This window comes from Hymenobacter saemangeumensis (assembly GCF_039541835.1).
Taxonomy (GTDB): Bacteria; Bacteroidota; Bacteroidia; order Cytophagales; family Hymenobacteraceae; genus Hymenobacter; species Hymenobacter saemangeumensis.
The window spans coordinates 1-26995 of the sequence record NZ_BAABGZ010000006.1 but is presented as its reverse complement, the minus strand read 5'-3'; the positions used below and the strand labels follow the sequence as shown (position 1 = coordinate 26995).

The 26995-nt window shown below is 58.3% G+C and carries 15 protein-coding genes and 2 pseudogenes; 9 read left to right on the top strand and 8 right to left on the bottom strand.

All coding sequences use genetic code 11. The annotated features are described in order from the left end of the window. Nucleotides 1-28: 28 nt before the first annotated feature. The 8 genes from ABD919_RS00610 (at nt 29) to ABD919_RS00575 (ending at nt 16738) form a co-directional block, all read left to right on the top strand. Nucleotides 29-3367, top strand: a complete 3339-nt coding sequence (locus ABD919_RS00610; protein ID WP_345232828.1) for a SusC/RagA family TonB-linked outer membrane protein — start codon at nt 29-31, stop codon at nt 3365-3367. A 13-nt stretch (nt 3368-3380) separates the two neighbouring features. Next, the gene (locus ABD919_RS00605; protein WP_345232826.1) at nt 3381-4817 is read left to right on the top strand and encodes a SusD/RagB family nutrient-binding outer membrane lipoprotein; all 1437 of its coding nucleotides are present in this window, start codon (nt 3381-3383) and stop codon (nt 4815-4817) included. Between the two features lie 336 nt (nt 4818-5153). Next, entirely contained in the window at nt 5154-8402 is a 3249-nt protein-coding gene (locus tag ABD919_RS00600) for a SusC/RagA family TonB-linked outer membrane protein (RefSeq protein WP_345232824.1), read from the top strand. 31 nt (nt 8403-8433) lie between these two features. Then, a complete protein-coding gene (locus ABD919_RS00595) occupies nt 8434-10053 on the top strand; it encodes a SusD/RagB family nutrient-binding outer membrane lipoprotein (protein ID WP_345232822.1) in 1620 nt (539 codons plus the stop codon). 95 nt (nt 10054-10148) lie between these two features. Then, complete coding sequence (locus tag ABD919_RS00590; RefSeq protein ID WP_345232821.1) at nt 10149-10754, top strand: hypothetical protein; 606 nt, start codon at nt 10149-10151, stop codon at nt 10752-10754. 810 nt (nt 10755-11564) lie between these two features. Continuing rightward, complete coding sequence (locus ABD919_RS00585) at nt 11565-14735, top strand: SusC/RagA family TonB-linked outer membrane protein (RefSeq protein ID WP_345232819.1); 3171 nt, start codon at nt 11565-11567, stop codon at nt 14733-14735. Nucleotides 14736-14755: 20 nt separating this feature from the next. Next, nucleotides 14756-16216: a SusD/RagB family nutrient-binding outer membrane lipoprotein gene (locus ABD919_RS00580; protein ID WP_345232817.1), complete on the top strand. Its 1461-nt coding sequence runs from the start codon at nt 14756-14758 to the stop codon at nt 16214-16216. Between the two features lie 63 nt (nt 16217-16279). Then, nucleotides 16280-16738, top strand: a complete 459-nt coding sequence (locus ABD919_RS00575) for a hypothetical protein (RefSeq protein WP_345232816.1) — start codon at nt 16280-16282, stop codon at nt 16736-16738. Between the two features lie 73 nt (nt 16739-16811). On the opposite strand, the gene hslU is transcribed toward ABD919_RS00575, so the two are convergent. The 3 genes from hslU to lon all read right to left on the bottom strand — a co-directional run bounded on the left by hslU (nt 16812) and on the right by lon (nt 21973). Then, complete coding sequence (gene hslU, locus ABD919_RS00570) at nt 16812-18224, bottom strand: ATP-dependent protease ATPase subunit HslU (RefSeq protein ID WP_345232814.1); 1413 nt, start codon at nt 18222-18224, stop codon at nt 16812-16814. Between the two features lie 133 nt (nt 18225-18357). Continuing rightward, nucleotides 18358-19422 (bottom strand): type IX secretion system protein PorQ, encoded by a 1065-nt coding sequence (porQ, locus tag ABD919_RS00565; RefSeq protein WP_345232812.1) that lies wholly within the window; start codon nt 19420-19422, stop codon nt 18358-18360. Between the two features lie 127 nt (nt 19423-19549). Beyond that, nucleotides 19550-21973 (bottom strand): endopeptidase La, encoded by a 2424-nt coding sequence (lon, locus tag ABD919_RS00560; protein WP_345233090.1) that lies wholly within the window; start codon nt 21971-21973, stop codon nt 19550-19552. A gap of 374 nt (nt 21974-22347) precedes the next feature. Between lon and ABD919_RS00555 the strand changes: the two genes are divergently transcribed. After that, the gene (locus ABD919_RS00555) at nt 22348-24447 is read left to right on the top strand and encodes an OmpA family protein (protein WP_345232810.1); all 2100 of its coding nucleotides are present in this window, start codon (nt 22348-22350) and stop codon (nt 24445-24447) included. Between the two features lie 178 nt (nt 24448-24625). Here ABD919_RS00555 and ABD919_RS00550 read toward each other — a convergent pair whose 3' ends face one another. The 5 genes and pseudogenes from ABD919_RS00550 to ABD919_RS00530 form a co-directional block, all read right to left on the bottom strand. Further along, nucleotides 24626-25078: a 3-oxoacyl-ACP synthase gene (locus ABD919_RS00550; protein WP_345232808.1), complete on the bottom strand. Its 453-nt coding sequence runs from the start codon at nt 25076-25078 to the stop codon at nt 24626-24628. Continuing rightward, nucleotides 25079-25933, bottom strand: coding sequence for a DUF4261 domain-containing protein (locus ABD919_RS00545; protein ID WP_345232806.1), 855 nt, complete (start codon nt 25931-25933; stop codon nt 25079-25081). It abuts the gene before it with no gap. Between the two features lie 71 nt (nt 25934-26004). Next, a pseudogene (locus tag ABD919_RS00540) lies at nt 26005-26145 on the bottom strand (3-oxoacyl-ACP synthase); the annotation flags it as partial. 43 nt (nt 26146-26188) lie between these two features. After that, nucleotides 26189-26611, bottom strand: a complete 423-nt coding sequence (locus tag ABD919_RS00535; RefSeq protein ID WP_345233088.1) for a hypothetical protein — start codon at nt 26609-26611, stop codon at nt 26189-26191. Between the two features lie 34 nt (nt 26612-26645). Continuing rightward, nucleotides 26646-26995, bottom strand: a pseudogene (locus ABD919_RS00530) (transposase); the annotation flags it as partial.

Below are 26995 nucleotides of genomic sequence, written 5' to 3'. Positions count from 1 at the left end.
TTCATTTCAATCACCTAATTTTCTCCCAATGAAAAACTTTTTATTTATTGTTCTGCTGCTAGTCGGCGGCCTGTTGCAGCAGGCCCAGGCACAAAGCAGAACGCTCACTGGCAAGGTGACTGACCAGGGGACCGGCCAGGGGTTGCCCGGTGTTACCGTTATAGTGAAAGGAACTACCATCGGCACTTCGTCAAACTCAGATGGCAGTTTCTCGCTATCGGGCGTACCCACAGAAGCTAAGACCCTTGTTTTTAGCTATGTAGGCTATGCCTCCCAGGAGCGCGCCATTGGCTCCGACTCTAACTTCGACCTCGCACTGGCTGTCGACAACAAGCAGCTGAGCGAAGTAGTGGTTACCGCACTGGGTGTGGAAAGAACCCGCAACTCGCTGCCTTACTCCGCTACCAACGTGGAAGGCAGCGACGTAGTGAAGGCTCGCAATCCTAACTTCATCAATGGCCTGTCGGGCAAGGTAGCCGGTTTGCAGGTACGCCAGAGCAACACGCTGGGCGGCTCGTCGAACGTGGTTATTCGCGGCACCAAGTCAATTGGCCGTAGCAACCAGGCCCTGTTCGTTGTTGACGGTGTGCCGATTAGCAACGAAAACACCAACACCTCGGACCAGCGCACTGGCCGTGGCGGTTATGACTACGGCAACGCAGCCGCTGACATCAACCCCGATGATATCGCAACCACTACCGTGCTGAAAGGTGCTGCAGCAACCGCCCTGTACGGCTCGCGCGCTGCCAACGGCGTTATCATGATTACCACCAAGAAAGGCCGTCAGGGCCTGGGCGTAACGGTAAATACCGGCGCAACGGTGGGTCGTATCGACAAGAGCACCTTCATCAAGCACCAGACCCAGTACGGTGGGGGCTATGGCCGCTACTACGAAGACCCCAGCGGCTTCTTCCTGTACCGCGACGTGAACGGCGACGGTGTTGACGACCTGGTGGTTCCCACCTCGGAAGATGCCTCGTATGGTGCTCCCTTCGACGCCAACAAAATGGTATACCAGTGGGATGCCTTCGACGCAGGCAACCCCAACTTCGGCAAAGCCCGCCCCTGGGTAGCTGCCGAAAACGGTGCTGACACCTTCTTCCAGACTGCTCTGACGACCAACAACAACGTTACCATCGACGGTGGTACCGACCGTGGCTACTTCAAGCTGGGCTACACCAACATCTACGACCGTGGTGTTCTCGAGAACAGCAGCATCAGCAAGAACATCATCAACTTCGCTGGCTCGTTCAACCTGACCAGCAAGCTGAGCAGCAGCGCCAGCGTTAACTTCAGCAAGATTGACGGCAAAGGCCGCTATGGCACGGGCTACAGCTCGACCAACCAGATGACCAACTTCCGTCAGTGGTGGCAGACCAACGTGGACATGAAGGAGCAGCGCGCTGCTTATTTCCGCAACAAGCAGAACAACACCTGGAACTACACCGACCCGGACGACCTCACGCCCATCTACTGGAACAACCCCTACTGGACGCGCTACGAGAACTATGAGGAAGACCAGCGTCACCGCACCTTCGGCAACGTGTCGACCACCTACAAAGTGGCCGACTGGCTGGACATCATGGGCCGCGTAACCATGGACTCGTACGACGAGCGTCAGGACGAGCGCCAGGCTGTTGGTAGCACCACCAACGACGGCCCCGACTTCTATCAGCGCTTCAACAGCACCTTCCGCGAATACAACTTCGACCTGTTTGCCAACATCAACAAGCAGGTAACCGAAGACTTCTCGATTCGTGGTGTAATCGGTGCCAACATGCGCCGTAACTTCATCAGCAACGTCCGTGCCCGTACGAGCGGTGGCCTGATTATCCCCGGCCTGTACTCGCTGTCCAACTCCAAGCAGCTGCTGAGCCCCCCCTCCGAGCGCGAAACCCGCGTAGGGGTTGACGGCATCTTCGCCAACGCCAACCTGGGCTTCAAGGAAATGATTTTCCTTGACCTGACGGCGCGCCAGGATAAGTCGACCACCCTGCCCAAAGAAAACAACACCTTCTTCTACCCCTCGGCCGCTCTGGGCTTCGTGTTCTCGCAGCTGCTGCAGGATACTCCCTGGCTGTCCTACGGTAAAATCCGCGGTAACTACGCTGAAGTGGGCAACGACGCCCCCGAGCTGTCGGTTTACGACATCTACAACAACCAGGTAGACGGGCAGGGCAACGCCATCACCACTTTTGGTGGTGCTCCCCTGTTCTCGGTTCCCAGCAGCCGCAACAACCGCGCCCTGAAGCCCGAGCGTACCAAGTCGTTTGAGGCTGGTATCGAAGCCTCGTTCCTCAAGAGCCGCGTGGGCTTCGACCTGACCCTGTACGAGCAGCGCTCGGTTGACCAGATTTTCTCGGTTGACGTGTCGCGCGCTACCGGCTACAACGGCCGCTTCATCAACGCTGGTGAGGTTCGCAACCGCGGTATCGAGCTGACGGCTTTCGTAACGCCGGTTCGTACCGACAACCTCAACTGGACCATCAACGCCAACTTCACCCGCAACCGCAACCAGGTGGTATCGCTGTTTGGTGACCTCGACAACATCCTGCTCGCTAACTACCAGGGTGGTGTAACCTCGAATGCTACCGTAGGTCAGGCTTACGGAACTTTGCGCGGTGCCGACTACGTTTACGATGCCAATGGCAACAAGCAGATTACGCTGGTTAAGAATGCTGCTGGTCTCCCCACGGCTGCTTACTACCGCCAGACGGCTTCTGCTAACAACGTTATTGCTGACCCCAACCCGAACTGGACTGGTGGCCTGGCAAACACTGTGGGCTACAAAGGCGTGTCGCTGTACTTCCTCCTCGATGTACGCAGCGGCGGTCAGGTATTCTCGCTCGACCGCTTCTATGGCCTCGCTACTGGCATGACCGACGAAACCACTCAGAACAACGAGCTTGGCAACCCTTCGCGCTCCCCCATCGTGCGTAACGCCGATGGTAGCTACGCTCCCAGCACCGGTGGCGTAATCCTGTCGGGCACCTACGCTCCTGGTACCACCATCAACGGTGTAGATGTATCGGGTCAGACCAATGCCATCCGCACCAGCAACACCAACTACGGTCTGTATGGCTACGCTCGCAACCCTGCCGCTGGCTTCGTTTACGACGCCAGCTACGTGAAGCTGCGTGAAGTTTCCCTTTCTTATGCCCTGCCCAAGTCGCTGGTCGACAAAGTAGGTGCTTTCAAAGGTGTAGAGCTTTCCCTCATTGGCCGCAACCTGTGGATTCTGCACAAGAACCTGCCCGATGCTGACCCCGAAGAAGCCCTCAGCTCCGGCAACCTGGGCCAAGGCTATTCGAGCGGCGCTTACCCCGCTGTACGCACCGTTGGCGCTAACCTCCGCTTAAGCTTCTAATTCCGGTCCTATCATGAAAAAACTTCTTTTAACCGCTTTGTCTGCTACCCTGCTGCTCTCGGCTAGCTCGTGCGTAGACTCCCTCGATGATTATAACATCGACACCAAGAACCCGACCAAGGTACCGGCGTCGACCCTGTTTTCGAACGCTGAGCGCAACCTGGGCCGCACCATGGCCAGCTCCAGCGTTAACCTGAACGTTTTCCGCCTGTACGTACAGTACTGGGCTCAGACGACGTACTTCGACGAAAGCATCTACGACATCAACACCCGCGCTATCAACACCAACTTCTGGAGCGCGCTGTACCGTGACGTATTGCGTGACCTGCAGGAAGCCAAGACCCTGGCCAGCGCCGATATCCTGACGTCGAATAAGACCAAGGCCAATCAGCTGGCAGCCATTGAAGTGCTGGAGGTTTATACGTGGATGACGCTGGTTGACACCTTTGGTGACATTCCTTACTCGCAGGCGCTCAACATCGACACCCCGCAGCCCAAGTACGATGACGACGCCGCCATCTACGCCGACCTGGCTACCCGCCTGGACCGGGCCATTGCCGCGCTGGATGCTTCCGGTGATTCCTTCGGCGATGCTGACCTGATTTACCACGGCGACGTGGCCAGCTGGAAGATGTTTGCCAACTCGCTCAAGCTGCGCATGGCCCTGACCATTGCCGACGTGGACGATGCCAAAGCCCGTACCATGGCCCAGCAGGCAGCTCCAAACGTGTTCACGAGCAACGACGACAACGCCCAGCTGAACTTCCTGAGCACCTCGCCCAGCACCAACCCGGTATGGGAAGACCTGGTACAGAGCGGCCGGAAAGATTACGTAGGCGCAAACACCTTCATCAACCGTCTGACCTCGCTGAACGACCCGCGCCTGCCGGTTTACTTCAAGATGAAGCCCATGACCATGACCTACGTAGGCGGGGTGTATGGCACCAACAACAACTACAACTCCTTCTCGGCTCCGGGCGCGGCGCTGGAAGACCCCACCCTGCCCGGCGTGCTGCTCTCCTACACGGAAGTAGAGTTCCTGCTGGCTGAAGCTGCTGCCCGTACCTATTCGGTTGGTGGCACGCCAGCATCGCACTACAACGCTGCCGTTACTGCCTCTATTCAGCAGTGGGGTGGTAGCGCAGCGCAGGCAGCAGCTTACCTGGCTCAGCCCAGCGTTGCTTATGCTACCGCTGCTGGCACTTACAAGCAGAAGATTGGCAACCAGAAGTGGATTGCCCTCTACAACCAGCCGGTTGAAGCCTGGAAGGAATACCGTCGTCTGGATGCACCTGCGCTGGTAAAGCCCACCCAGGCCCGCACCGACCTGCCCCTGCGCTTCACCTATCCCGTGAACGAGCAGAACCTCAACACGGCTAACTACACGGCTGCCGCCAGCGCAATGGGTGGCGACTTAGTAACGTCGAAAGTGTTCTGGGACCGGTTCTAATCCGTCCTTACTCTTTTGTAAAAAAGGCTGCCTAAACAGGCAGCCTTTTTTTATTCCTATTTCTTGCCCGACAAGCGTGCAGAGAAAGCTCCTCCTTTAAAATACCTCCTGCCTGAAACTGGCAGGACACTTTTTTAGCCGGGAGTCTATGGATTTCAAAGCCAGACAGCATCAGCATAGGGCCAGCCGCCTTCTGAAGTTACCATCTGCTACACTTCGGCATTCGCTAATTTTCTCGTAATTTGGCCCGCAGGTTACGTCCATACCTTGGCGTTCCTTAAATCTAGTTCCCTCTTCTTTAAAATTTCCCTTTACCTCACCCACTTTTTAACCTCAATGAAAAGACCCTTACTATTGAGTCTGCTGCTGCTGCTGACTCTGGTCGGACGCGTCTGGGCCCAGAACCGCACGGTTACCGGCCGCGTCATCGACAAATCCACCAACGAAGGCCTGCCTGGCGTAGGTGTTATTGTAAAAGGTACCACAGTAGGTACCGCCACCGACATCGAAGGGCGCTACTCGCTGAGCGTGCCGGCAGATGCCAATACGTTGCAGTTTAAGTTTCTTGGCTATGTAAGCACCGAGCGGCCTATTACAGGAGCTGGTGCCATCGACGTTGCCATGGATGTAGAAACCAAGCAGCTTAACGAGGTGGTAGTAACGGCTCTGGGCATTCAGCGTGAAAAGCGCGCCCTGGGCTATGCCGTATCCGAAATCAAAGCTGAGCAGGTGCAGCAGAAGTCCGAGCCGGACGTGCTGCGCGCCATTGCGGGCAAAGTAACCGGCGTGCAGGTAAGCAATGCCAGCTCGACGCCCGGTGGCTCCACCCGCATCACCATTCGCGGCAACACCTCGCTTTCGCGTACCAACGGCCCGCTGTTCATTGTGGATGGCGTACCGTACGACAACGACCAGTTCGACTCCGACAACGTGGTAACCGACGGCACTGCCTACTCGAACCGCGCCGCCGACATCGACCCGAACAACATCTCCTCGTACACCGTGCTGAAAGGTGCCGCTGCATCGGCCCTGTACGGGTCGCGTGCGGCCAACGGCGTTATCGTTATTACCACTAAAACCGGCAGCGGCCAGCGGGGCCCCAAAGGCGTGCAGGTGGGCTACACTACCGGCTTCACGATTGAGAAGATTGCCGGTCTGCCCGAGTACCAGAATACTTATGGCACGGGTGCCAACTTTGTGGGCCCGTACAACACCAACGGCTCCTGGGGCCCGCGCTATGGCAGTGCCAACGCGCCCGACAGCATTCCGTTTTATGGCGTAGTGACGCCGGTTGGTAAAAACCTGGGGCTGCAAACCAGCCTCAAAACTCCCTACCGTCCGTATGCCAACAACGTAAAAGACTTCTTCGAAACCGGCCGGCTGCTGGAGAACTCAGTTACGCTCACGGGCAGCGGCGACAACGCAACCTTTTCGGCGGTGCTGTCGCGTGCCGACCAGACCGGCATTATCCCCAATTCGTCGTTTGTGCGCAACACGGTGAGCGCCGGTGGACGGGGCACGTACAACAAATTCACCATTGGTGGCACCGTAGGCTACACCAACACCGAGCAAACCGGTCCCCAGATTGGCGGCTCCAGCGCTCAGGGCGGTGGCTCGGCTTTGTCGCGCATCATGTTTCTGCCCCGCAACCTCGACCTGCAGGGCATCCCGTACACCAACCCCCGCACCCGGGCTTCGCAGTTTGCCTGGCTGACAGACCAGGCCGACAACCCCTACTGGTCGGTAAACAATAACTCCTACACCTCGCGGGTTGACCGCATTGTGGGCAGCGCCAACCTCAACTATGCGTTCACCGACTGGTTGTCGTTGAGCTACACGGGCGGGGTAAACACCTATACCGACTTCCGTCGGAACACGGTACGCATTGGTGGTACCAGCCGCTACACCGACGAAGGCCGCATTGTGGAAGACTACAACCGCAACACCGAGCTGGAGCAAACCATCCTGATTGGCTTCAATAAGAACCTGACGGAAGACATTAGCCTGCGTATCAACCTGGGCCAGAACATCAACCAGCGCCGTTTTGAGGCCGCCTCGTTCCTGGCAACGGGCATTATCAACTACGGCATCGACAACATCAACAACACCAAGAGCGTGAAGCCCTACGGGTCGGCTGACCGCAAGCGCCGTCTCATCGGTCACCTCACCGACATTACCGTAGGCTATAAGGACTGGGCCTATGTGAATGCTACCGCCCGTGTCGACCAATCGTCGACGCTGAACAAGAACGGTGAGCAGGGCAACAGCGGCCGCGGCTTCTTCTACTACAGCGCCAGCGGCTCGGTGGTACTGAACGAAGCGCTGAAGCTTGACTATAGCTGGCTGGACATGCTGAAGCTCCGCGGTGGCTATGCCAAGGTGGGCAACGATGCCGACCCGTACACGGCCGGCCCGACGCGCTACATCACCAACCCCCAGTTTGGTAACAACGCCGGCACAACCGACTTCCCCTTCAATGGCACTGCCGGCCTGGCCCTGAGCAGCACCATTGGCAACCCGGCCCTGACTCCCGAATTCACCGAGGAGCTGGAAGTTGGTACCGAACTGGAGTTCCTGAAGCGCCGCGTGTCGCTGGCTGCTTCTTATTACGACAAGCGCACCACCAACCAGATTGCCCCGGTGAGCCTGCCTGCTTCCACGGGCTTCAACCAGCTGGTGACCAACTTCGGTGAAATCTCGAACAAGGGCGTGGAAGCGGCTTTGACGGTGATTCCCGTTCAAACGGAAAACTTCTCCTGGTCGAGCACCTTCAACTACACCCGCAACCGCAATAAGGTTGAAAAGCTGCGTGAAGGCCTGGATTTGGTGGTTATCGAAGCAGGCTTCGGTTCCGGCCTGGTGCAGCCTATCCTGAAGGAAGGCCAGCCCTACGGCGTGCTGTACGGCTCCAACCTGATGCGTACCGACGACGGTCGTCTGCTCGTAAACCCCGCTACCGGCCGGGGCATTGCCAACCCGAACCCCAAAATCATTGGCAACCCCAATCCCGATTTCCTGCTGGGTGTAATCAATACGTTCACCTACCGTGGCATCACGCTTAACACGCTGATTGACTACCGTCAGGGAGGTCAACTATACAGCAGCACGCTGCAGATGGAGCTGGGCCGTGGCGTAACCAAAGACACCGAAGACCGTGACCGCATTGTGATTCTGGAAGGCGTACAAGCCAACCCGACTACGCGCCAGCCTATCCGTGATGCCAACGGCAACTTTATCCCTAACAGCACTGCCATCTCGGTAAACGACTACTACTTCGGCGCGGGTACGGCTGCCATTGGCTCCCCGGCCGAGTCGAGCATCTACGACGCCACCACCGTGCGTCTGCGTGAGATGACCCTGGGCTATAACCTGCCCAAATCGTTGCTGTCGAAGACTCCCTTCGGCTTGATTAACATCTCGCTGTCGGGCCGCAACCTGTTCTGGTATTCTCCCAACATCCCGAAGTACACCAACTTCGACCCCGAAACGAGCACCTACAACTCGGGCAGCAACGCACAGGGCATTGAGTACACTACGGCACCCTCCAGCCGGCGCTATGGCGTGAACCTGCGCGTATCGTTCTAATGTTTGTTCGGCTCTAAAGACTTAATCTCAGATGAAATTTCGCCATATACCGGCAGCCCTTGCCATCAGTAGCCTGCTACTGACAACGACTGGCTGCAAAGATTTTTTTGCCGTCAACGTCGACCCCATCAACCCTACCCAGGCTCGCCTCGCCGACCTTCTGCCCGTAACGCAGGCGGCCATGGCCACCTACTTCGGGATGGGTACCAACGGCTTTGGCCCCGGTACCTCCACCCTGGTGTCGCAGTATGCCTCCGGCCGCGACGTAGGCAGCTTCACCCCCGACGGCAGCTCGTTTTCGAACCAATGGGACGGTACCTACACCAGCCTGCTGTCCAACAACGAGCAAATCATCAAGCAAGGCACGGCTTCAGGCTCCTGGGCCTATGTAGGCGTAGCGCAGCTGCAAAAGGCCTATGCGTTCAGCATTATGGTTGACTTGTTTGGCAGCATTCCCTACTCGCAAGCCTTGCAGGGTGCGGCCATACAGGCGCCTCGCTTCGACCGCGACGCCGACATTTACCTGGGCAGCAGCGATGTACAAAGCCTTTTCTCCCTTATCGACGAAGGCTTGGCCAACCTGGACAAGACTTCACCTGCCCTGGGCGCTGAAGACCTGATTTACAATGGCAACCTGACCAGCTGGCGCCGCTTTGGGCGCACGCTCAAGCTCAAGCTCTACAACCAAATCCGCAAGTCGAACGACTCCCGTGTCGGCGACCTCGCCACGAAGGTGCGCACGGTATTGGGCCAGGAGCTGATGATGTCGAATGCCGACGACTTTCAGTTTCGCTATTACGAGTCGACGAACCCTGACAACCGCAACCTGGGGTACACCGCCGACTACGCTACTCCCAGCCGTGAGAACTTCATCAGCCCGTACTTCTACCGTCTGATGCGCGGCCCCGGCTCGCCAGCTACTACCGAGCCCGATGCCAATTACGTTGACCCACGCGTGCCGTACTACTTCTACAACCAGAAGGCTGGCACTTCGCCCGAGCAAGTACCTCTGCAGTACAACAGCTTCATCACCGTACCGCTGGGCAGCACCAGCACTGCCGCCAACTCCACCAACTCCAACATCCGCACCCTGCCCGGTCTGTACCCAGTAGGCGGGAAGTTCGACACGAACAGCGGCGGCGCGGCTACTGCTTCTACCGGCAAAGGCGCCGCTCCTCAGCGGTTCCTCACCTACGCAAGCCGCATGTTTACGGAAGCAGAAGCGCGTCTCATGATACTGAATGACGATGCCGCCGCGGCCACAGCCTTCCGGACTGGTGTAGAAGCAGCCTACAACAAAGTCAACACAATTGCCGCAGCTGACATGTCGCCGACTATCCCGGCTGCCACAATTGCAGCTCGGGTAGCCGACGCAGTAGCAGCTTACAACAATGCTTCAGGCAACGAGGCCAAGCTGCGGGTAATCATGAAAGAGAAGTATGTAGCCGGTTTTGGCTTTGGCCCCGATGTGTACACCGACTACCGCCGTACGGGCTACCCGGTTATCAAGCTGCCCGGCACCGAGCTCAACACGCAGCTCGCCGGCCCTTATCCCCGCATCCTGCCCTATTATCAGGACGACCTTACGACCAACCCGAACGCCCCGGCCCAACACAATGTGGGCACCGACCGGGTGTTCTGGGACCGGTAAGAGGTATTTCTTTTGCTAAAGCAACCGGGTGGACGGTTGACCGGCCAGGTAGCCGTCCACCCGTACTTACTTTACCATCATTCAGACTTTCTCTCATGAAAAATATTGTATTTGGCTTGCTGGCCCTTGTGGGTTTCAGCGCCACGCTTAGCTCCTGCCAAGACAAGAGCCGCATGCCAGCTCCGGCCTTTAAGAGCATGCCCGTCATTTTCCCGGTGCTGACGCCCGGCAAAAACTTTATCAATTTCGACTCGGTGCGCGCCGCTAATGTACCTCGCCGCCGCCGTCAGGAGTTTGAGTTCAAGTTTAGCCCCACCGAGCAGCGCGACCTTAAGCTGGAGGCCGTGGAAGTGTACAAAAGCTACTCCCGCGTTATCGGCACTGCGCCTGTGCTGGGCCCGCGGGTACTGGTTGGTACCTATAGAACCTTCCCGGTTACCATTAAGCTTGCTTACCCCGAGCTGTTGGCTGGCCTGCAGCGCTATAATGGCGAAACGCTTAACCCGGTAATTCCAGTGGCGAACCCCGATGGTATTAACAACCTTATTGCTATTGGCGATGCAGTTGTCTTCACCTTCGAATACATTGCCGAAGGTGGTCAGCGCATCATTCTTACCCCACTGAATGCAGTGGGTGCACCTACCGGCACGTTTACCAATGCGGCCTACACGGCTACCGCTGTCATTCGTCGTGCTCAATAAAGCAAGACCCAGCAGTTTCTAAACCGAATCAGATTGACCCCGGCCGACAACGGCCGGGGTTTTTTTATGGTGCCAAGCTGTTTAGTGGGTAAAGAGGGTTTTGACAACTGCAGCCCCCTAAGGTGAACTTCTGCGCATTTGCTACTTGGTGTACCTCTTTAAGAGAGTTGGCACATGGGAAGCGGTTGCCGGGAGCCGGTGCCCATCTCAATAGCAGGCCAGGCACCGCTTCCCTACTAATGGTTGCGGAAAGCCAATGGCATAGCCCAGCACCGTCTGTCAACGGACTACCGGCTTGTTCTCACTCACTTTATCTGACTCCAACTGCATGGAAGTGCAGTGCTGTGTGGCCGTCTCTGCGGACTTCGGCCAAGTTGCTGGCAATTCCCATACTCCAGCACATTTCGGCACTGGCATACCGCTTAGCAAACAAGATGGCTGTTTTTGGCAAATTGACTTATCTAGCGCACTCATTCGTGCATAGAAAACGTGAAAAGTCACTCTGATTAAATCCAATAAAAATATAGTTAATGCCAAACAAATGTTTCGCCTTGTAGCTTTTACTTGCTTTTATAGCGGAGCTCAGTCTCATTTTTCAACCTGAAAATGTTTGTTTTAAAAGCTGATAAGCTTTTGCAACCATTCCCCTGTCCCCAGCACTCTTGAATTGGCAGGACTATTTAGGGAATCGAAACGAAAGGGGCGAAAAACGCGAAAAAATGAACACAATGCTCCCATTTGCTGACAATGCCTTAATTTGCCTGCACGTTACAACACTCACTCACTTTTCTAACCCAAATTCTTTATTGCATGAAAAGAATTCTATTCATGAGCTTACTGCTCATAACCACGCTGTTCCAGCAGGTGATGGCCCAGACGCGGAGCATCTCTGGACGTGTGACAGACCAAAAAACCGGTGATGGTCTACCCGGCGTCACCGTCCTTGTAAAGGGAACTACTAATGGTACGTCGACTAATTCTGACGGCTCTTTTGTGCTGAATGTTCCTGAAGCGGGCGGCACTTTGGTGTTTAGCTCGGTGGGCATGGCCACGCAGGAGCGGAGTATCGGAACCGAGTCGCAGTTCACAGTAGCCCTTGCTCAGGACGTAAGAGAACTGAGCGAGATTGTGGTTACGGCGTTTGGCCGTGAGCAGGAGAAAAAAGCGGTAGGCTTCTCCGTTTCTGAAGTAAAAAACCAGGAATTGACCCAGGCCCGCGCAACCAACATCTCCAACTCACTGACTGCTAAAGTAGCCGGTGTTCGGGTACAAGGCTCCAGTGGCATGGTGGGCGCGTCGTCTGCCATCTTCATCCGTGGTATGACGACCTTCACGGGCAGCAACCAGCCCCTGTTTGTGGTAGATGGTATTCCGATTGATAACGGTGGTGGTACAAATGCCCTGCAGAACGGCGTAGCCAACTCCAACCGTGCCATCGACATCAACCAGGATGACGTTGAAAGCATTTCCGTACTCAAGGGCCCGGCCGCAGCTGTACTTTATGGCTCGCGCGCCGCTTCGGGCGCTATTCTCATTACCACTAAAAAAGGGGCTACGCTGGGCGCCAAAAAGCAAAGCGTAACGGTAACCTCCAACTACAACGTGGTGAAAGTGGGCCGCCTGCCCGACTACCAGAACACCTACGGCCAGGGTACCCAGGGGGTATTCAACCGGCTCAGCCAAGGGTCCTGGGGTCCTAGAGTAACCGGTCAGACCGTACAAAACTTCCGGGGCGAAGACGAAGTGCTGACCATTAACCCGAACAACGTTAAGGACATCTTCCAGACGGGTTCCAACTTTCAAAACAACCTCGCTCTCTCGGGCGCTACTGAAAGAACCCGTTACTATGCTGCCTATGGCAACCTAAACGAAATCGGCATTCTTGATAACAACAAGCTGACCCGGAATACCCTTACCTTCAACGGTACCGCGCAGCTCACGGAAAAGCTGCGCTCGGGCGTGAACGTGGTGTACACCAACAACCAGTCGCAGCGTACGCCGCAGGGCAACGCCTTGGTGAACCCCTTCTTCCGTACGTACTTCCTGCCCCGTAGCTACGACGTAAAGCGCTACCCCTTCGAGCAACCGAATGGTGGCCAGCAGGGTGCGGCAGTAGTTGGTACGTTCACGCCGAACAACACCTGGTACAGCAACGATGACAACCCACTGTGGACCATCAAGTACAATACCTACAACGACGAGATTAACCGGGTAGTAGGCAATGTCAGCATTGGTTACGACTTCACCAACTGGCTGTCGGTAGACTATAAGCTGGGCACGGATACGTACACGCAAATCATCAAGTCGGTGAATGCGCGCGACAGCCGGGGCTCTAACATTGCTGGCGGTGCCGGCGGTGCCGTGGGTAACATTCTCGACGAGTCGTACAGCCGTACGGAAACCAGCTCTTACCTGAACCTTACGCTGAAGCGCAACCTCACCGAAGACTTTGGTGTGCGACTGTTGCTGGGCAATGAAATCAACCAACGCGCCAGCACGGACATTGGCATTGTTGGTACCGACATTCAGGTTCGTGGCTTTGACAACATTACCAACACCAAGACCTTCCAGCCCTTCGCTACCCGCAATAAGCGTCGCCTGGTGGGCTTCTACGGTGACTTGCAGCTTGCCTACCGCAACTTTGCTTTCCTGGGCCTGACGGGCCGCAATGACTACTCGTCTACTTTCGGCAAAAGCAAGCGCAGCTACTTCTACCCCGGCGCCTCGGCCAGCGTAGTGCTCAGCGATGCCCTGCCCGTGCTGAAAGACAACAGCGTAGTGAACCTGGTGAAGGTGCGGGCGGCCGCCGCTCAGGTGGGCCGCGAGGCCCCCGAGTATGTAACCGATACGTACTTCGATGCTACCAACGTCCCCGCCGACGGCTTTGGCCCACGCCTTACCTTCCCCTTCCGCGGACAGCTTGGCCAGTCGCTGGACAACGTTGGCGGCAACCCCAACCTCGGACCTGAGTTCACGACCAGCTACGAATTCGGAACGGACCTGAGCTTCTTTGGCGGCCGGGTAGCCCTGGAGGCCACCTACTACGAGCAGAAAAGCTCCGACATCATCTTCGCTGTTCCCGTGGCGGCTGGCTCAGGCCTGACCAATGCTTACCAGAACATCGGCAAGTCGGAAGCTAAAGGCATTGAACTGATGCTGAGCACGATTCCGCTGAAGCTGGGCGACTTTACCTACAGCAACTCGTTTAACTTCTCGCGGGTGCGCAACAAAGTATTGGAGCTGGCTCCTGGCGTAACCCAGATTACCCTGGGTGGCTTCGTAACGCCCAGCACCCGTCTGATTGCCGGCCAGCCCTATGGCGTTATTTTCGGTAGCGTATTCCAGCGCGAGAGCGTAGATGATAAAGGCCGTCCTCAGGGCCGCTTGCTGCTCACGCCGCAAGGCCGCGCCGTACTGGCTTCCGACAACCAGATTGTAGGTGACCCCAACCCCAAGTGGACGGGTGGCATTACCAACACCTTCTCTTATAAGGGCCTGACCCTGAACACGCTGCTGGACATCCGTTACGGTGGCGACATCATTTCGCGTAACGTGAGCGACTTGCGCCGCCAGGGTGCTGCCATTGAAACCGGCGACCGCGACCGGACCTACGTTATCGATGGGGTGATTCGTCAGCCTGATGGTTCGCTGGCACCTAACAACGTGCAGATTACCGCTGAGAACTATTATGACGACCTGTATGGTTTCGGTCGTGCCGAGTTCGTAGTATTCGACGCCTCGTGGCTGCGCCTGCGCGAAGCCGCCCTCACGTACGCCCTGCCCAAGTCGCTCACCGACAAAACCTTCCTGGGTGGCATCGAGCTGGGTATCAACGCCCGCAACCTGTTCCTGTACGCTCCCAACATTCCGCACATCGACCCCGAAGTGAACGCCCAGGGCCAAAGCAACTCGCAGGGCCTGGAATTCAATGCCCTCCCACAGTCGCGCACGTTTGGCGGCTCCGTTCGGCTCACTTTCTAACCTTTGCTAGCTTCTAAATCATGAAAGCTTTTAACCGAAAAAGTTCGTTTGTGCTGGCAGCCAGCCTGGTTGTTCTCAGCTCCTGCAACGAATTCCTGGATGTTAACCTCAACCCTAACGCGGTACTACAAGCACCTCCGGCCAACGTATTGGTAGCCGCACAGGCCCACACGGGCTTCCTGATGGGGTCTGACCTGCACCGCTATACCTCCCTTATTGCCCAGCAGTTTTCTGGTCAGGGCGGCTCCGGAACTCAGACAGCCGAGTACGACCGGTACAACATCACGGCTACCGACCTTAATAACGCCTGGCGGACTGGTATCTACGGTGGCGCATTGGCCGACCTGCAGAAGCTGGCCGACCAAACTGAGGGCACCAGCCCCGCCTATGCGGGTGTGGCCAAGATTATGAAAGGCTTCCTGTTTTCGGTAACTGTCGACTCATTTGGCGACATTCCGTTTACCGAAGCGCTTAAGTTTGGGGAGAATTTTCAGCCGAAATACGACCCGTCTTCGGATGTATACACGGGCATTATCGCTTTGCTGAACTCGGGTATCGCCGATCTGAAGAAGCCCTCTGCTTTCCGTCCGTCGGCCGACGACCTCATTTATGCCGGTGACCTGGTAAAGTGGGAAAGATTCGCCAATACGCTCAAGCTGCGTCTGTACCTGCACAGCTTTCCGCGCATCTCCACTACGGCCAATGCTGATTTTGCTGCCATTCTATCGGCTGGCCCGATGTCGATGCCGGTAATGACCAGCAACGCCGATAACTTTCAAATTGCTTTCGAAGGAGCGGCCAACAAGAACAACCCCATCGACCAATTTGAAAAGTCGCGTCCCAGCACGTTCTTCCCCAGCGCTACGCTGGTGAACCTGATGAACACGAAGTCAGACCCCCGTCGTACTACGTTCCTGACCACCGCCCCTGCGGGCGGCTACATCGGCGCCGTGAACGGTTCTGGTGCTGCCGGTGCTCCCAACACCAGCTTCTCGCGCATGGGTACTTACCTGCGTGGCGTACGCACGGGCATGGGCATCAACGACTACGATGGCTCGGCTCCCGTTCGTATGCTCACTTTTGCCGAGTACAACTTCATTCTGGCCGAATACTACGCACGCACTGGTAACCTCGCCAGCGCCCAGAACTCGTTCAATGCTGGTATCACGGCCTCAATGACCATGGCTTCCGTACCAGCAGCCGATATCATGACCTACATCGCTTCTCGTCCGGCGCTGACTGCTGGCAATGCCATTCAGCAGATTATCGAAGAGAAGTTTGTGGCCAACTTTGGGGTGGCCGTTGAGCCCTGGACTGATTACCGTCGTACGGGCTTCCCGGCCCTGTCGCTGCCGGTAGGTGCACTGCAGCCCAACATTCTGCGGGTGCTGCCCTACCCCGACCTGGAGCGGGTGGCGAACCCGGCGAACACGCCGGCTCGTCCCAACCTCACCGACCGCACCGTTTTCTGGGACCGGTAATCGTTTCATTTGTTAGCGGGCCCCAGCCGGGGCCCGCCAACTCACCTCATTTTAAAACCGACCATGTATAAACTAATTCGCCCACTGCTGATACTGCTGGTGGCTGTGGCTAGCCTCACCGGCTGTAAGAAAAAAGAAACCGACTTCAACGTAATGCCGAAGTCGCAAATCATCTTCGACGACCAAGTCGATAAAATCACGGCTGACTACCGGAAAACCGGTAACCTCACCCTTAAAGTAGGGGTTGTTGGGGCGGCTACCAGTGTACGGGTTACCAGCACCTACAGTGTTGGCGGTGTAGCCAGACGCGTAGATTTGGGCACTTTCCCGGTGAACGGTGGAGCTGCTCAAGTAAACGTACCTGCTACTGCCGTGCGGGCAGCTGCTGATGGTGCTGTGGTAGGTGCAGGCACCATGCCAGCATCGAGCCGGGCTGCCAATACCTACATTCTGGAAGTTGACGCCATCAACCCGGACAACTCGACGGAGCGGCGCTTCTTTAGTGCCGTTATCACTCAATAGCGAGCGGTTTCGACTTCATAAAAAAAGCCCCTGCCTTACGGCGGGGGCTTTTTTTTATCCCAAAGCACAGGTCTTAAAGGATATACTGGCTTAGGTCGCGGTTCTTGACCATGTCGGCCAGGCGCTCATCAACCAGGGCGGCGGTAATCTGGATGTGGGCATTAGGACCGATTTTGTCGGGCACATCGTAGAGAATGTCGTTGAGCAGGCGGCTCATGACGGTGTGCAAACGGCGGGCCCCGATATTCTCGATTTCGGCGTTCACCTCCGAAGCAATTTCGGCCAGGCGCTCCAGGGCCGAGTCGTCGAAGGTCAACTCTACGTCTTCGGCCTTCAGCAGGGCTTCGTACTGCTTGGTGAGGGCGTTCTTGGGGTCTTTCAGGATGCGGAAGAAGTCGTCCTTGCTCAGGCTTTGCAGCTCGACACGGATGGGGAAGCGGCCCTGCAGCTCAGGAATGAGGTCGGAGGGCTTGGAGACGTGGAAGGCGCCGGCGGCAATGAACAGGATGTGGTCGGTGTTGACGATGCCGTACTTGGTATTCACGGCCGAGCCTTCGACGATGGGCAGCAGGTCGCGCTGCACGCCCTGGCGGCTGACGTCGGGGCCGCCCTTGCCGCTGCCGCCGCTGGTGGCCACCTTATCAATCTCGTCGATGAAGATGATGCCGGCGTTTTCGGCCTGGCGCAGGGCTTCGTCCTTTACTTCGTCCATGTCGACGAGCTTGGCGGCTTCCTCCTCCAGCAGCAGCTTGCGGGCCTCGGCCACGGTAACCTTGCGCTTGCGGGTTTTCTTGGGCAGCATGTTGCCCAGCATGTCCTGCAGGCCCGACATTGCCGCTTCGTCCATGCCGGGAGGCGCACCCATCACGCCAATGCTGGGCCCGGGCTGTACCACGTTGATTTCGATGCGGCGCTCTTCGAGCTCGCCGTTGCGGATTTTCTCGCGGAACCGTTCCCGGGTGCGCTCGTTGAGCTCAGCATCGGTCTGGGGCATGTCTTCCTCTCCTCCCCCACTGCTCCCAAAGCCCAGGCCACCGGGTTTCATGCCGGCGGGCCGGGGCACGGGCGGAATGAGGGCATCGAGAATAAGCTCCTCGACGGCTTGGGCGGCCTGGGCCTTCACTTCCTCCTGGCGACGGGCCTTCACGCGGTTCACGCTTTGCTCGGCCAGGTCGCGCACCATGCTTTCCACGTCGCGGCCCACGTAGCCGACTTCGGTAAACTTGCTGGCCTCCACTTTCACGAAGGGCGCATCGGCGAGGTGGGCCAGGCGGCGGGCAATTTCGGTTTTGCCCACGCCGGTAGCCCCAATCATAAGGATGTTGTTGGGCACAATCTCGGCCTGCATAGCCGCGGGGGCGTGCAGGCGGCGCCAGCGGTTGCGCAGGGCAATGGCCACGTAGCGCTTGGCCTCGTGCTGGCCAATGATGTATTTATCGAGCTCGGCCACAATCTGGGCCGGGGTAAGGAAGGATTCGTTGAGCATGTGGGTAGGTACTATTTCACGCAGGTTTCGCAATGGGTAAAAACGCAGTGTTCCGCAGTGTCGTTCTACTCATCGAACGTCCACTGCGGAACCACTACGTTTTTAACCACTGCGAAACCCTGCGTGTAAGAAATTACTGGCCATCCTTTTTCTTAAACAGCGTGTCGATGTTGCGGGCCAGGGTAAAGTACTCGCTGGAGCCGGCGGCGTGCAGCACGGCGTGGGTGTAGTCGAGCTGGAAGCCGGCCACGCGCACCATAGCGCCGAAGCTGAGGCCGGCGCTGCCGCTGGTGTTTACCAGGGCCAGCTCCCGCCGCTGCAGGTGGTTGTAGCCCACCCGGAACTGCAGGCCTTTGCCAAGCACCAGCGCCGCGCTGGCCGTGAAGTGGCGGGCCAGGTTGTCGCCGAAGCTTTTGCTGGCCTTTTTCTCATTGCCGTCCTCGTCGAGGTCGCCGCGGGCATTGGGGTCGAGGTATTGAATGTCCCATTGCTGCAGGTGGTGAGCCGTGAGAGAAAAGCGCACCGGCATGTGCTCGGGCTTGATGGTGGCGCCCAGCTGCACGTCGAGGGGCAGGCGGCCGCGCTCGGTGCCGGGGAAGGGCGTGAACTGGTAGCCGGCGTTTTTTACGGCCAGCCCCACGGTGAAGTCTTCTTTGGGGTGCTTGTATACGATACCCACATCGGCCACGCCGCCCACCGAACGGCTGCCGTCGATGCTGGACACGGCCAGCTTGGCAGTGGCTCCGAAGGTGAACTTGCCCTTGGTGTAAGAGTCGGTTACGCCCACGGTGTAGTCGCTCACGGTAAACGTGCCCAGGCTGTTGCCGGCCGGGTCGTAGCCCTCTATATCCCCGTAGTTGAAGTAGTTAATCCCCACCCCGAAGCGGCCCAGCTTTTGGGTGTTAAACACATAGGCTGCTGTGCTTTGGCGCATCTGGTTGATGTAGGCCACGTAGCTCAGAGCCAGGCGACCGTCCATCTCATCGTTCAGCAAGGCGGGGTTGGCAAAGAGCATGGAAGTGTCGTCGTTGCGGTTCGACACGTTGGTACCGCCCAGGGCAGCCTGCTGCGCGCCGGCCGGCAAGTCCAGGAACGGAAACACGGCTCGTCCGCCCAGCTGGGCGGCGGCGGGCAGGGCCGTCATGGTGCCAAACAAAAGAAAAAAGCCGGCGACGCGGCGCGCGAAAAGCTGCTTCATACTTCTAAGATACGGCCCGAAGGCGCATGTGCGCAGCCCAAACGGCCAAGCGGCCACTTTGGTACATGAGGCCGGCCCACGACCCATGGAACCGCGCCGCAAGAGCCCGGGGCTCCGGGACTTGGGCTTATTGCACCTCCACGCTGGGGCCGGCGGCGGGCATGGGCTCATCGCGCACGGGCAGCTTCTGGGGGCGAGGCACCAGCTCTTCGAGCAGGGCCACGCGCAGCACATCGTCGACGCGGTCGGCGTAGTGAATGGTCAGCCCCTGCAGGTAGTCGGCTTCGATTTCCTCGATGTCCTTGCGGTTTTTGGGGCAGAGGATGATGTCGGTCATGCCCGCACGGCGGGCAGCCAGCAGCTTCTCCTTGATGCCGCCCACCGGCAACACCTTGCCGCGCAGGGTGATTTCGCCGGTCATGGCCAGCTTGGCCCGCACCCGGCGCTGGGTGTAGGCCGAGGCGATGCTGGTGAAGATGGCAATGCCGGCGCTGGGCCCGTCCTTGGGCACGGCGCCCTCGGGGAAGTGAATGTGCAGGTCGTACTGCTCAAACAGGCGGTGGTCGATGCCGATTTCGTCGGCCCGGCTGCGCAGGTAGCTCAGGGCGGTGATGGCCGACTCCTTCATCACGTCGCCGAGCTGGCCGGAAAGGGTGAGCTTGCCCCGGCCGCGGCTGAGCAGGCTTTCCACAAAGAGGATGTCGCCCCCCACGCTGGTCCAGGCCAGGCCCGTTACCACGCCGGCGGTGTCGTTGTCCTGGTACTGGTCGCGGTCGAAGATGGGGGCACCCAAAATTTTGCGCACTTCGGCCGGGTCCACCGTGGCGGGCAGCTCTTCCTTGCTCGCTTTGCGGCGGGCCAGGTTGCGGGCCAGGCCGGCCAGCTTGCGCTCCAGGCCGCGCACGCCGCTTTCGCGGGTGTAGTCGTCGGCCACGCGATGCAGGGCGCCTTCCGTGATTTTTACTTCCGCCTCGCCCAGGCCGTGCTCGCGCAGCTGCTTGGGCCAGAGGTGCTTTTTGGCAATCTGGGTTTTCTCCTCCTGGGTGTAGCCGGTCAGGTCGATGATTTCCATGCGGTCGCGCAGGGCCGGCTGAATGGTATCCAGCGAGTTGGCCGTGGCAATGAACAGCACCTTCGAGAGGTCGTACTCCACCTCCAGGTAGTTGTCGACGAAGGTGGCATTCTGCTCGGGGTCCAGCACTTCGAGCAGGGCCGAGCTGGGGTCGCCGCGGAAGTCGGAGCTCACCTTGTCGATTTCATCCAGGATGATGACCGGGTTGGAGGCGCCGGCTTTCTTAATCTGGGCGATGATGCGGCCGGGCATGGCGCCCACGTAGGTTTTGCGGTGCCCGCGGATTTCGGCCTCGTCGCGCACCCCGCCCAGGCTCATGCGCACGTACTTGCGGCCCAGGGCCGTGGCAATGCTACGGCCCAGGGAGGTTTTGCCTACGCCGGGCGGGCCGTACAGGCAGAGAATGGGGGCTTTCAGGTCCTGCTTGAGCTTGAGCACCGCCAGGTACTCGAGGATGCGCTCCTTTACTTTTTCCAGACCGAAGTGGTCGGCGTCGAGGATTTTCTTGGTTTGCTTAAGGTTGAACTTGTCCTTGGTGTACTCGGCCCAGGGCAGGTCGAGCAGAAACTCGACGTAGTTCAAACTCACCGGGTAGTCGGGTGCCATGGGGTTGGAGCGGGACAGCTTTTCCATTTCCTTGGCGAAGTGCTTGGCCACGGCTTCGGGCCACTTCTTGGTGAGGGCGCGCTCGCGCAGCCGGCCCAGGTCCTGCTCCGGGCCCTCCTGCCCCAGTTCGTCCTGCAGGGTTTTGAGCTGCTGCCGGAGAAAATACTCGCGCTGCTGGGCGTCGATGCCGGTATGCGTCTTGTTGCGGATGTCGTGCTTGATTTCCAGCAGCTCGGCCTGGCTGAGTAGGGCTTCGAGCAGCTGGTGGGCCTGCTGCACGGGGTCGGGCTGCTCGAGCAGTTTTTGCTTGGCCGCCACGTCGAGCTGCACGTTCGAAGACAGGAAGTGCGTAAGAAAGGCCGGCGACTGAATGCTGTCGAGCATGGCCCGGGCTTCCATGGGAATCTCGGGCGTGAGCTCCAGCACCTTGGTGGCTGCCTCCCGCAGGGCCTGCAGCAAGCCAAACTCGGCCGGCACGTCGGGGTTGAGGGCAGTTTCGGGGAAGTAGGAAACGCGGGCCGTGAGCTGGGGCGTGTAGCTCAGCTCCTCCTCGATGCTGAAGCGCACCTGCCCCTGCAGGATAATGGTGATGTTGCCGTCGGGCTGCTCCAGCAGCTTAAGGATGCGGGCCAGGGTGCCCACCTTGTGCAGCTCATCCACGGAGGGCTCGTCGGCATCGGGGCTTTGCTGGGCCACCACCCCCAGGAGCTTGTCGGCGGCGTATACGCGGCGCACCAGGCGCACGCTTTTCTTGCGGGTTACCGTGACGGGCAGCACCACGCCGGGAAACAGCACCGTGTTGCGCACCGGCAGGATAGCAAGCGTGGGCGGGGCGTCGTCGCCGCGCAGCAGGTGGTCGGGGTCGGCAGCCATAATGGCAATGGCTTCGGGCTGAGAAGAAGGGTCGCCAAGCAAGTACAGGGAAGCAGGCGAAGAGGCGGCAGATGCGTGGCGCATTGAAAGTAGGTTAAGCCGGAGCAACAACGGCGCGTGTCAGATTGACAGCCCGCGGCGGCAGAAAAAGGGGAATACAAGATACGTCCCCTACGTCGGGGAAGGCGTCAAGGGCCGTGCCAAGCCAGGCCGGAGTGGTCAAAGCGGCGCACTAATCTGGCACCTGAGGCCAACCGCAGCACCGAAAATTGCAAATTTGTTGGCAACTTGCACCCGGTATTATCTTTCTACCTCCCAGTATGTTCTTTTCGTTGCGTTGCCGACTTTTATTCTGCCTGGTTTTACTGCTTGGCATGGCGGCGGCGCCTGGTGCCCTGGCGCAGCGCCGGCCCGTGAAAAAGCAGCCGGCAGCAGCTACGCCTTCGGCCGACACTACCAGCGGCGGCCCCTCGGCCACCCCCCGCAGCAACCCGACGGCAAAGCCGGCGATGAAAGCCCCGGCCAAGCCAGCCATTGCCCCGGGCACCTACCGCGTGCGCGGCATCGACGAGCGCACCGTACGCCGGCTGCGCCTGCGGCCCGACGCCACCCCGGACTTTATCAACATCAACAAGCTGCCTTACTTCGAAGACAAGAAAGCGTTGAAGGCCATTAACAAGGCTGAAAAGCGCCGCGACTACCGCACGGCCCGCATCCTGCTGGAAAAGTACGTGGCCCAGTTCGGCATTCAGAACTTCTACCGCAACACCGACCTGCTCTGGCACCTGGGCCAGCTGTTTGAGCGCGACAGCAGCCAGCACGAGAAAGCCAAAGCTTACTTCCGCCTGGCCCTGAAGCACCACCGCACCAATATTAAAAAGGTACAACTCTACTACGACTCGCTGGAGCAGAAAGATGCCGACCTGTACGTGCCCCTGAAAACGTACTACGAGCTGGTGGAGTACCGCAAGAACCTCAACACCTTTCACCCGCCCAAGGGCGTGTATACCAGCATGGGCGAGGCCGTGAACAGCGCCGCCCCCGACTACGGCCCGGCCCTGGCCGGCAACGACACGGTGATGCTGTTCAGCAGCAAGCGCAAGCGCCGCGGCATCACCGAGCAGGTGGACGAAGACCTGTACGTGTCGCGCCGCGAGGGCACGTACTGGACCGATGCTGAGCCCCTGCCCAAGCCTATCAACTCGCCTTATAACGAGGGCTCGGCCTGCTTCAGCAAGGATGGCAACACCATCTTCTTTGCCCGCTGCGAGTGCCCGGGCTGTGGCGGCAACTGCGACCTGTTTACGGCCACCAAGGGCAAGGACGGCAAGTGGGGCGCCCCCAAAAGCCTGGGCCCGCTGGTGAACTCCCCGGCCTGGGACTCGCAGCCCACGCTCTCGCAGGGCGGCGACACCCTGTACTTCGCCTCCGACCGCCTGGGCGGCTTTGGCCTGAGCGACATCTACTTTACCCGCAAGCTGAAAAACGGGCAGTGGAGCCCGGCCGAAAACATGGGCCCGGTGGTGAACACCCGCGAAAGCGAGGTCAGCCCCTTCTACCACCCGCTCTACCACGTGCTGTACTTCAGCTCGCGGGGGCAGCTGCTCAACTTCGGTGACTTCGACATCTACAAAACCTACCGCGTGCACGGCCGCTGGCAGGAGCCCAAAAACATTGGCCCACTGGTAAACGGCAAAGGCTCGGAGTATTACTTTACCATTGATACGCAGTCGAAAAACCTGTACTACGCCCGCTCCGAGCCCAAGGACATGCAGAACCTGGACCTGTATTCCTTCCCCCTGCCCATGGAGGCCCAGCCCCTGGCCACCACCCACGTAGAAGGCACGCTGCTGGACTCCGTATCGAGCAGGCCGCTCAAAGGCATCGTCAGCATCATCGACACCGACAACGGCATTGAGGTGGCCAGCAAGTACATCCGCCCCGACGGCACCTTCGACTTCGACCTGATTGAGGGCTCGCACTACGCCATGCTGATTCAAAGCCCCGACTTCTTCAGCGTGGAAAAGCAGTTTGAGCTGAAGGGCGACACGGTAATGGCCCTGCTCACCAACAGCATAGATTACAAGCTACCGCTGATTTTCAAGAACATCGAGTTTGAGGCGGGTAAGTCGACTATCCTCCCGGCCATGCTCCCCACCCTGGACCGCATTGCGGTGTTTCTGGTCGACCACCCCACCTTCCGGCTCAGCATCTCGGGCCACACCGACACCAGCGGCGACCCGGAAGTAAACGAGAAGCTGTCGCAGGACCGGGCCGAGGAAATCCGGCGCTACATCGAAAAGAAGGGCAAGCTGCCCAACACCCGCATCGAAAGCTTTGGCTACGGCTCCAGCAAACCCCTGAAAGACGAAATAACGGAAGACGATGCCCGCGTAAACCGCCGGGTGGAGTTCCGCCTACTCAAGCCCGATGCCGATAAGGCCGACCCGGCGAGTGGAGGGGGCTGGAATTAGCCCCACCCCCGGCCCCTCCCCTGTAGGGAGGGGAGCCTGACGATTGAATTAAGCAAAAAGGTCCGCCGCTTTCGCGGCGGACCTTTTTGTTTTCAACAGTTAAATAGCGCTACCGAAATAGGCTCCCCTCCCCCGCCGGATTCCGCGCATCAAGCGGCGTGGGCCGGGGGTGGGGCTTCTACCGGACCTCTTCCACCCGCAGCACTTTGCCATTAAACACGGCCTCCTCCCCGGCCCGCTTGCCTTTTAGGGCCAGGGCCACGGGCGCGGCGGCCGACACGGCAAATACCTCCTGCCCTTCCACCACCAGCTTGCCGGCGCTGATGGCTAGGTAAAACCAGCCCAGGCTGGTGCGCAGCAGGGCACCGGGGCGCACGGTGTCGCAGGCCGCGTCGGGGCTGATGCGGTTGAGCTCGGCTAGCTGCTGCTGGGCCTGCAGAAGTTGGGCGGCGTTGCGCTCGCGCTCGGCGCCGGCCATCTCACGGCCGGTTTCGTACTTGTCGCCGGCGCTGCTCTTGGTATCGGACAGCGCCGACTCCTGGGCGGCATCCATGGCGGCGCGGGCGGCGGCAATGCGCTGCTCGATGAAGGCCTGGCAGGCGGTGTGGAGGGCGGGTTTGGACAGGCTCATTTAGGAAGGCTGCAAATGGATAACTACTCGCTCAGGGGCAACTAATGCTAGTTGCCGTTCGCATTTCCATTTCGACTGTGGCGTCAGGCCCTGAATTGTGCTTCCATCGGTAATAATATCACCGTGCTCATACACATAGTAGGCATAGTTCCATAAGGTTTGCCCAACAGCACTCTCGTCTAAATTCGAAAACCGAATTTGAAAATCTGGCAATCCTAATAAGTGTAGTCCTACCGTATCCATCAGGATTTCGCTAGCCGCCCCATTGCTAATATTGAACAGCCGCACATTTACCAACCCATTCAAGGCTTGCTGGGAAGCGTTGGTCCAGGACTCGACGAAATCATTGGGCTCAATTAATCTTTGAGCACCTACCGAATACACTGCCTGCGGATTAGTTGTACGAGTCAGAACGGCCAGGAAGTTCATGAATAGAGTAAGACGGGATTTATAATCTAATGTCCTAGTCATGAAGTCAGAAGCTAAGACTTCATACTTGCATGTTGCCGCAACAGTTGCTACCTCTTCCCAATACCAGTTTTGCTGAAGTGCCTCTGGCGCTATCTCAGCCTTCTCGTTGTCTGCATTTGGGAAAAGCACCATGCATTGTGCGGCAATGACGCCATCCTCAAGCTTCACTTCAATTTCAGGAAAGAAATAGAGCAAAGACTCTTCTGAATCGGGACTGTAAACCTGGGAATAAGTGGCCCTTAGTCCACTAATGACGCTTTCCTTATCAACTCCTGGCCTGTTAGCAAACAGCAGCTTGGCGGTTAGCATCTGCGGGTAGTTTCTTAGTGGTTCCTCTGGGGCAGCGCTTGTTTTTTTCTTTTTAACAAAATCAATAAATCCCATAAATCAGAACGAGAGGAGAGGAAAGTGGCGCCTCAAGTTACGGCTGGTACCACATGCTTCTTCTCGCAGCTGGTTTCGTACTTGTCGCCAGCGCTGCTCTTGGTATTGGACAGTGCCGACTCCTGGGCGGCTTCCATGGCGGCGCGGGCGGCGGCGATGCGCTGCTCGACGAAGGCCAAGCAGGCGGCGTGGAGGAAGGGTTTAAGAGACATTGGTGCTTTGGGAATTATGAAAACATTAGCGTTTCAAACATATCTACCCCTCTTGTTTAAGCTCCCGATATACCTGTAAAGTGTCCATCATTAGCTCAGCGAATGAGTGGTAACGCTCGGCACCTGGGTGCCAAGTGGCAAAGTGCCATGCCTCCCATTCGCCATTGTGCTGCACTGCGGGGTTCAGTGCTAAGAAGCCGGCATCACCCCAATCCGAAATCATCAGACAGCTCCGCATGTACTCCACGCGCATGTGGGTAGCACTTTGCATATTCTCAGGATTAAAATAGTCGGCTTCTGAAATGGCTGGCTCAGTCTCAAGACCTTTCCCCCATAATTCTACCAGTTCCCTATCTGCGTTTATTAGCCAATCTACCTCCGCTACAGGCTTCAGGTCCCAGATAAAGTAGTCGAGGGGACCGAAGCCATTGGAGGTAGTTAAAAACATCCGGTAGGAAGGAGGCAGGGCGCAACCCAGACGCAGCTCGAGCCCCTTCAGNAAAGACGAGGTAATGAATGCCTTCCAAGGTCGTAGCGAGGCGTTCGTAATCGCGCGCTAATCGTCGAAACCGGGCGGCCCAGGCAAAGGAGCGTTCGACGACCCAGCGCTTGGGCAGCAACACGAAGCCTTTTTTGGCCTGCGGCAATTTGACCACGTGCAAGTCAATGCCGTGCTGGGCTGCGGCCTGCGCCGGCTCCTGGCCCGTGTAGCCTTGGTCGGCGTAAGCCAGGGTAACGGTTTGGCCCGTGACGGCCTGCACTTCTTTGGCCAGGGCGGCCACTTGGGCCCGGTCCTGGGCGGTGGCCGGGGTAACGAGCGCGGCCAGCAAGTGGCCCAGCGTGTCAACCG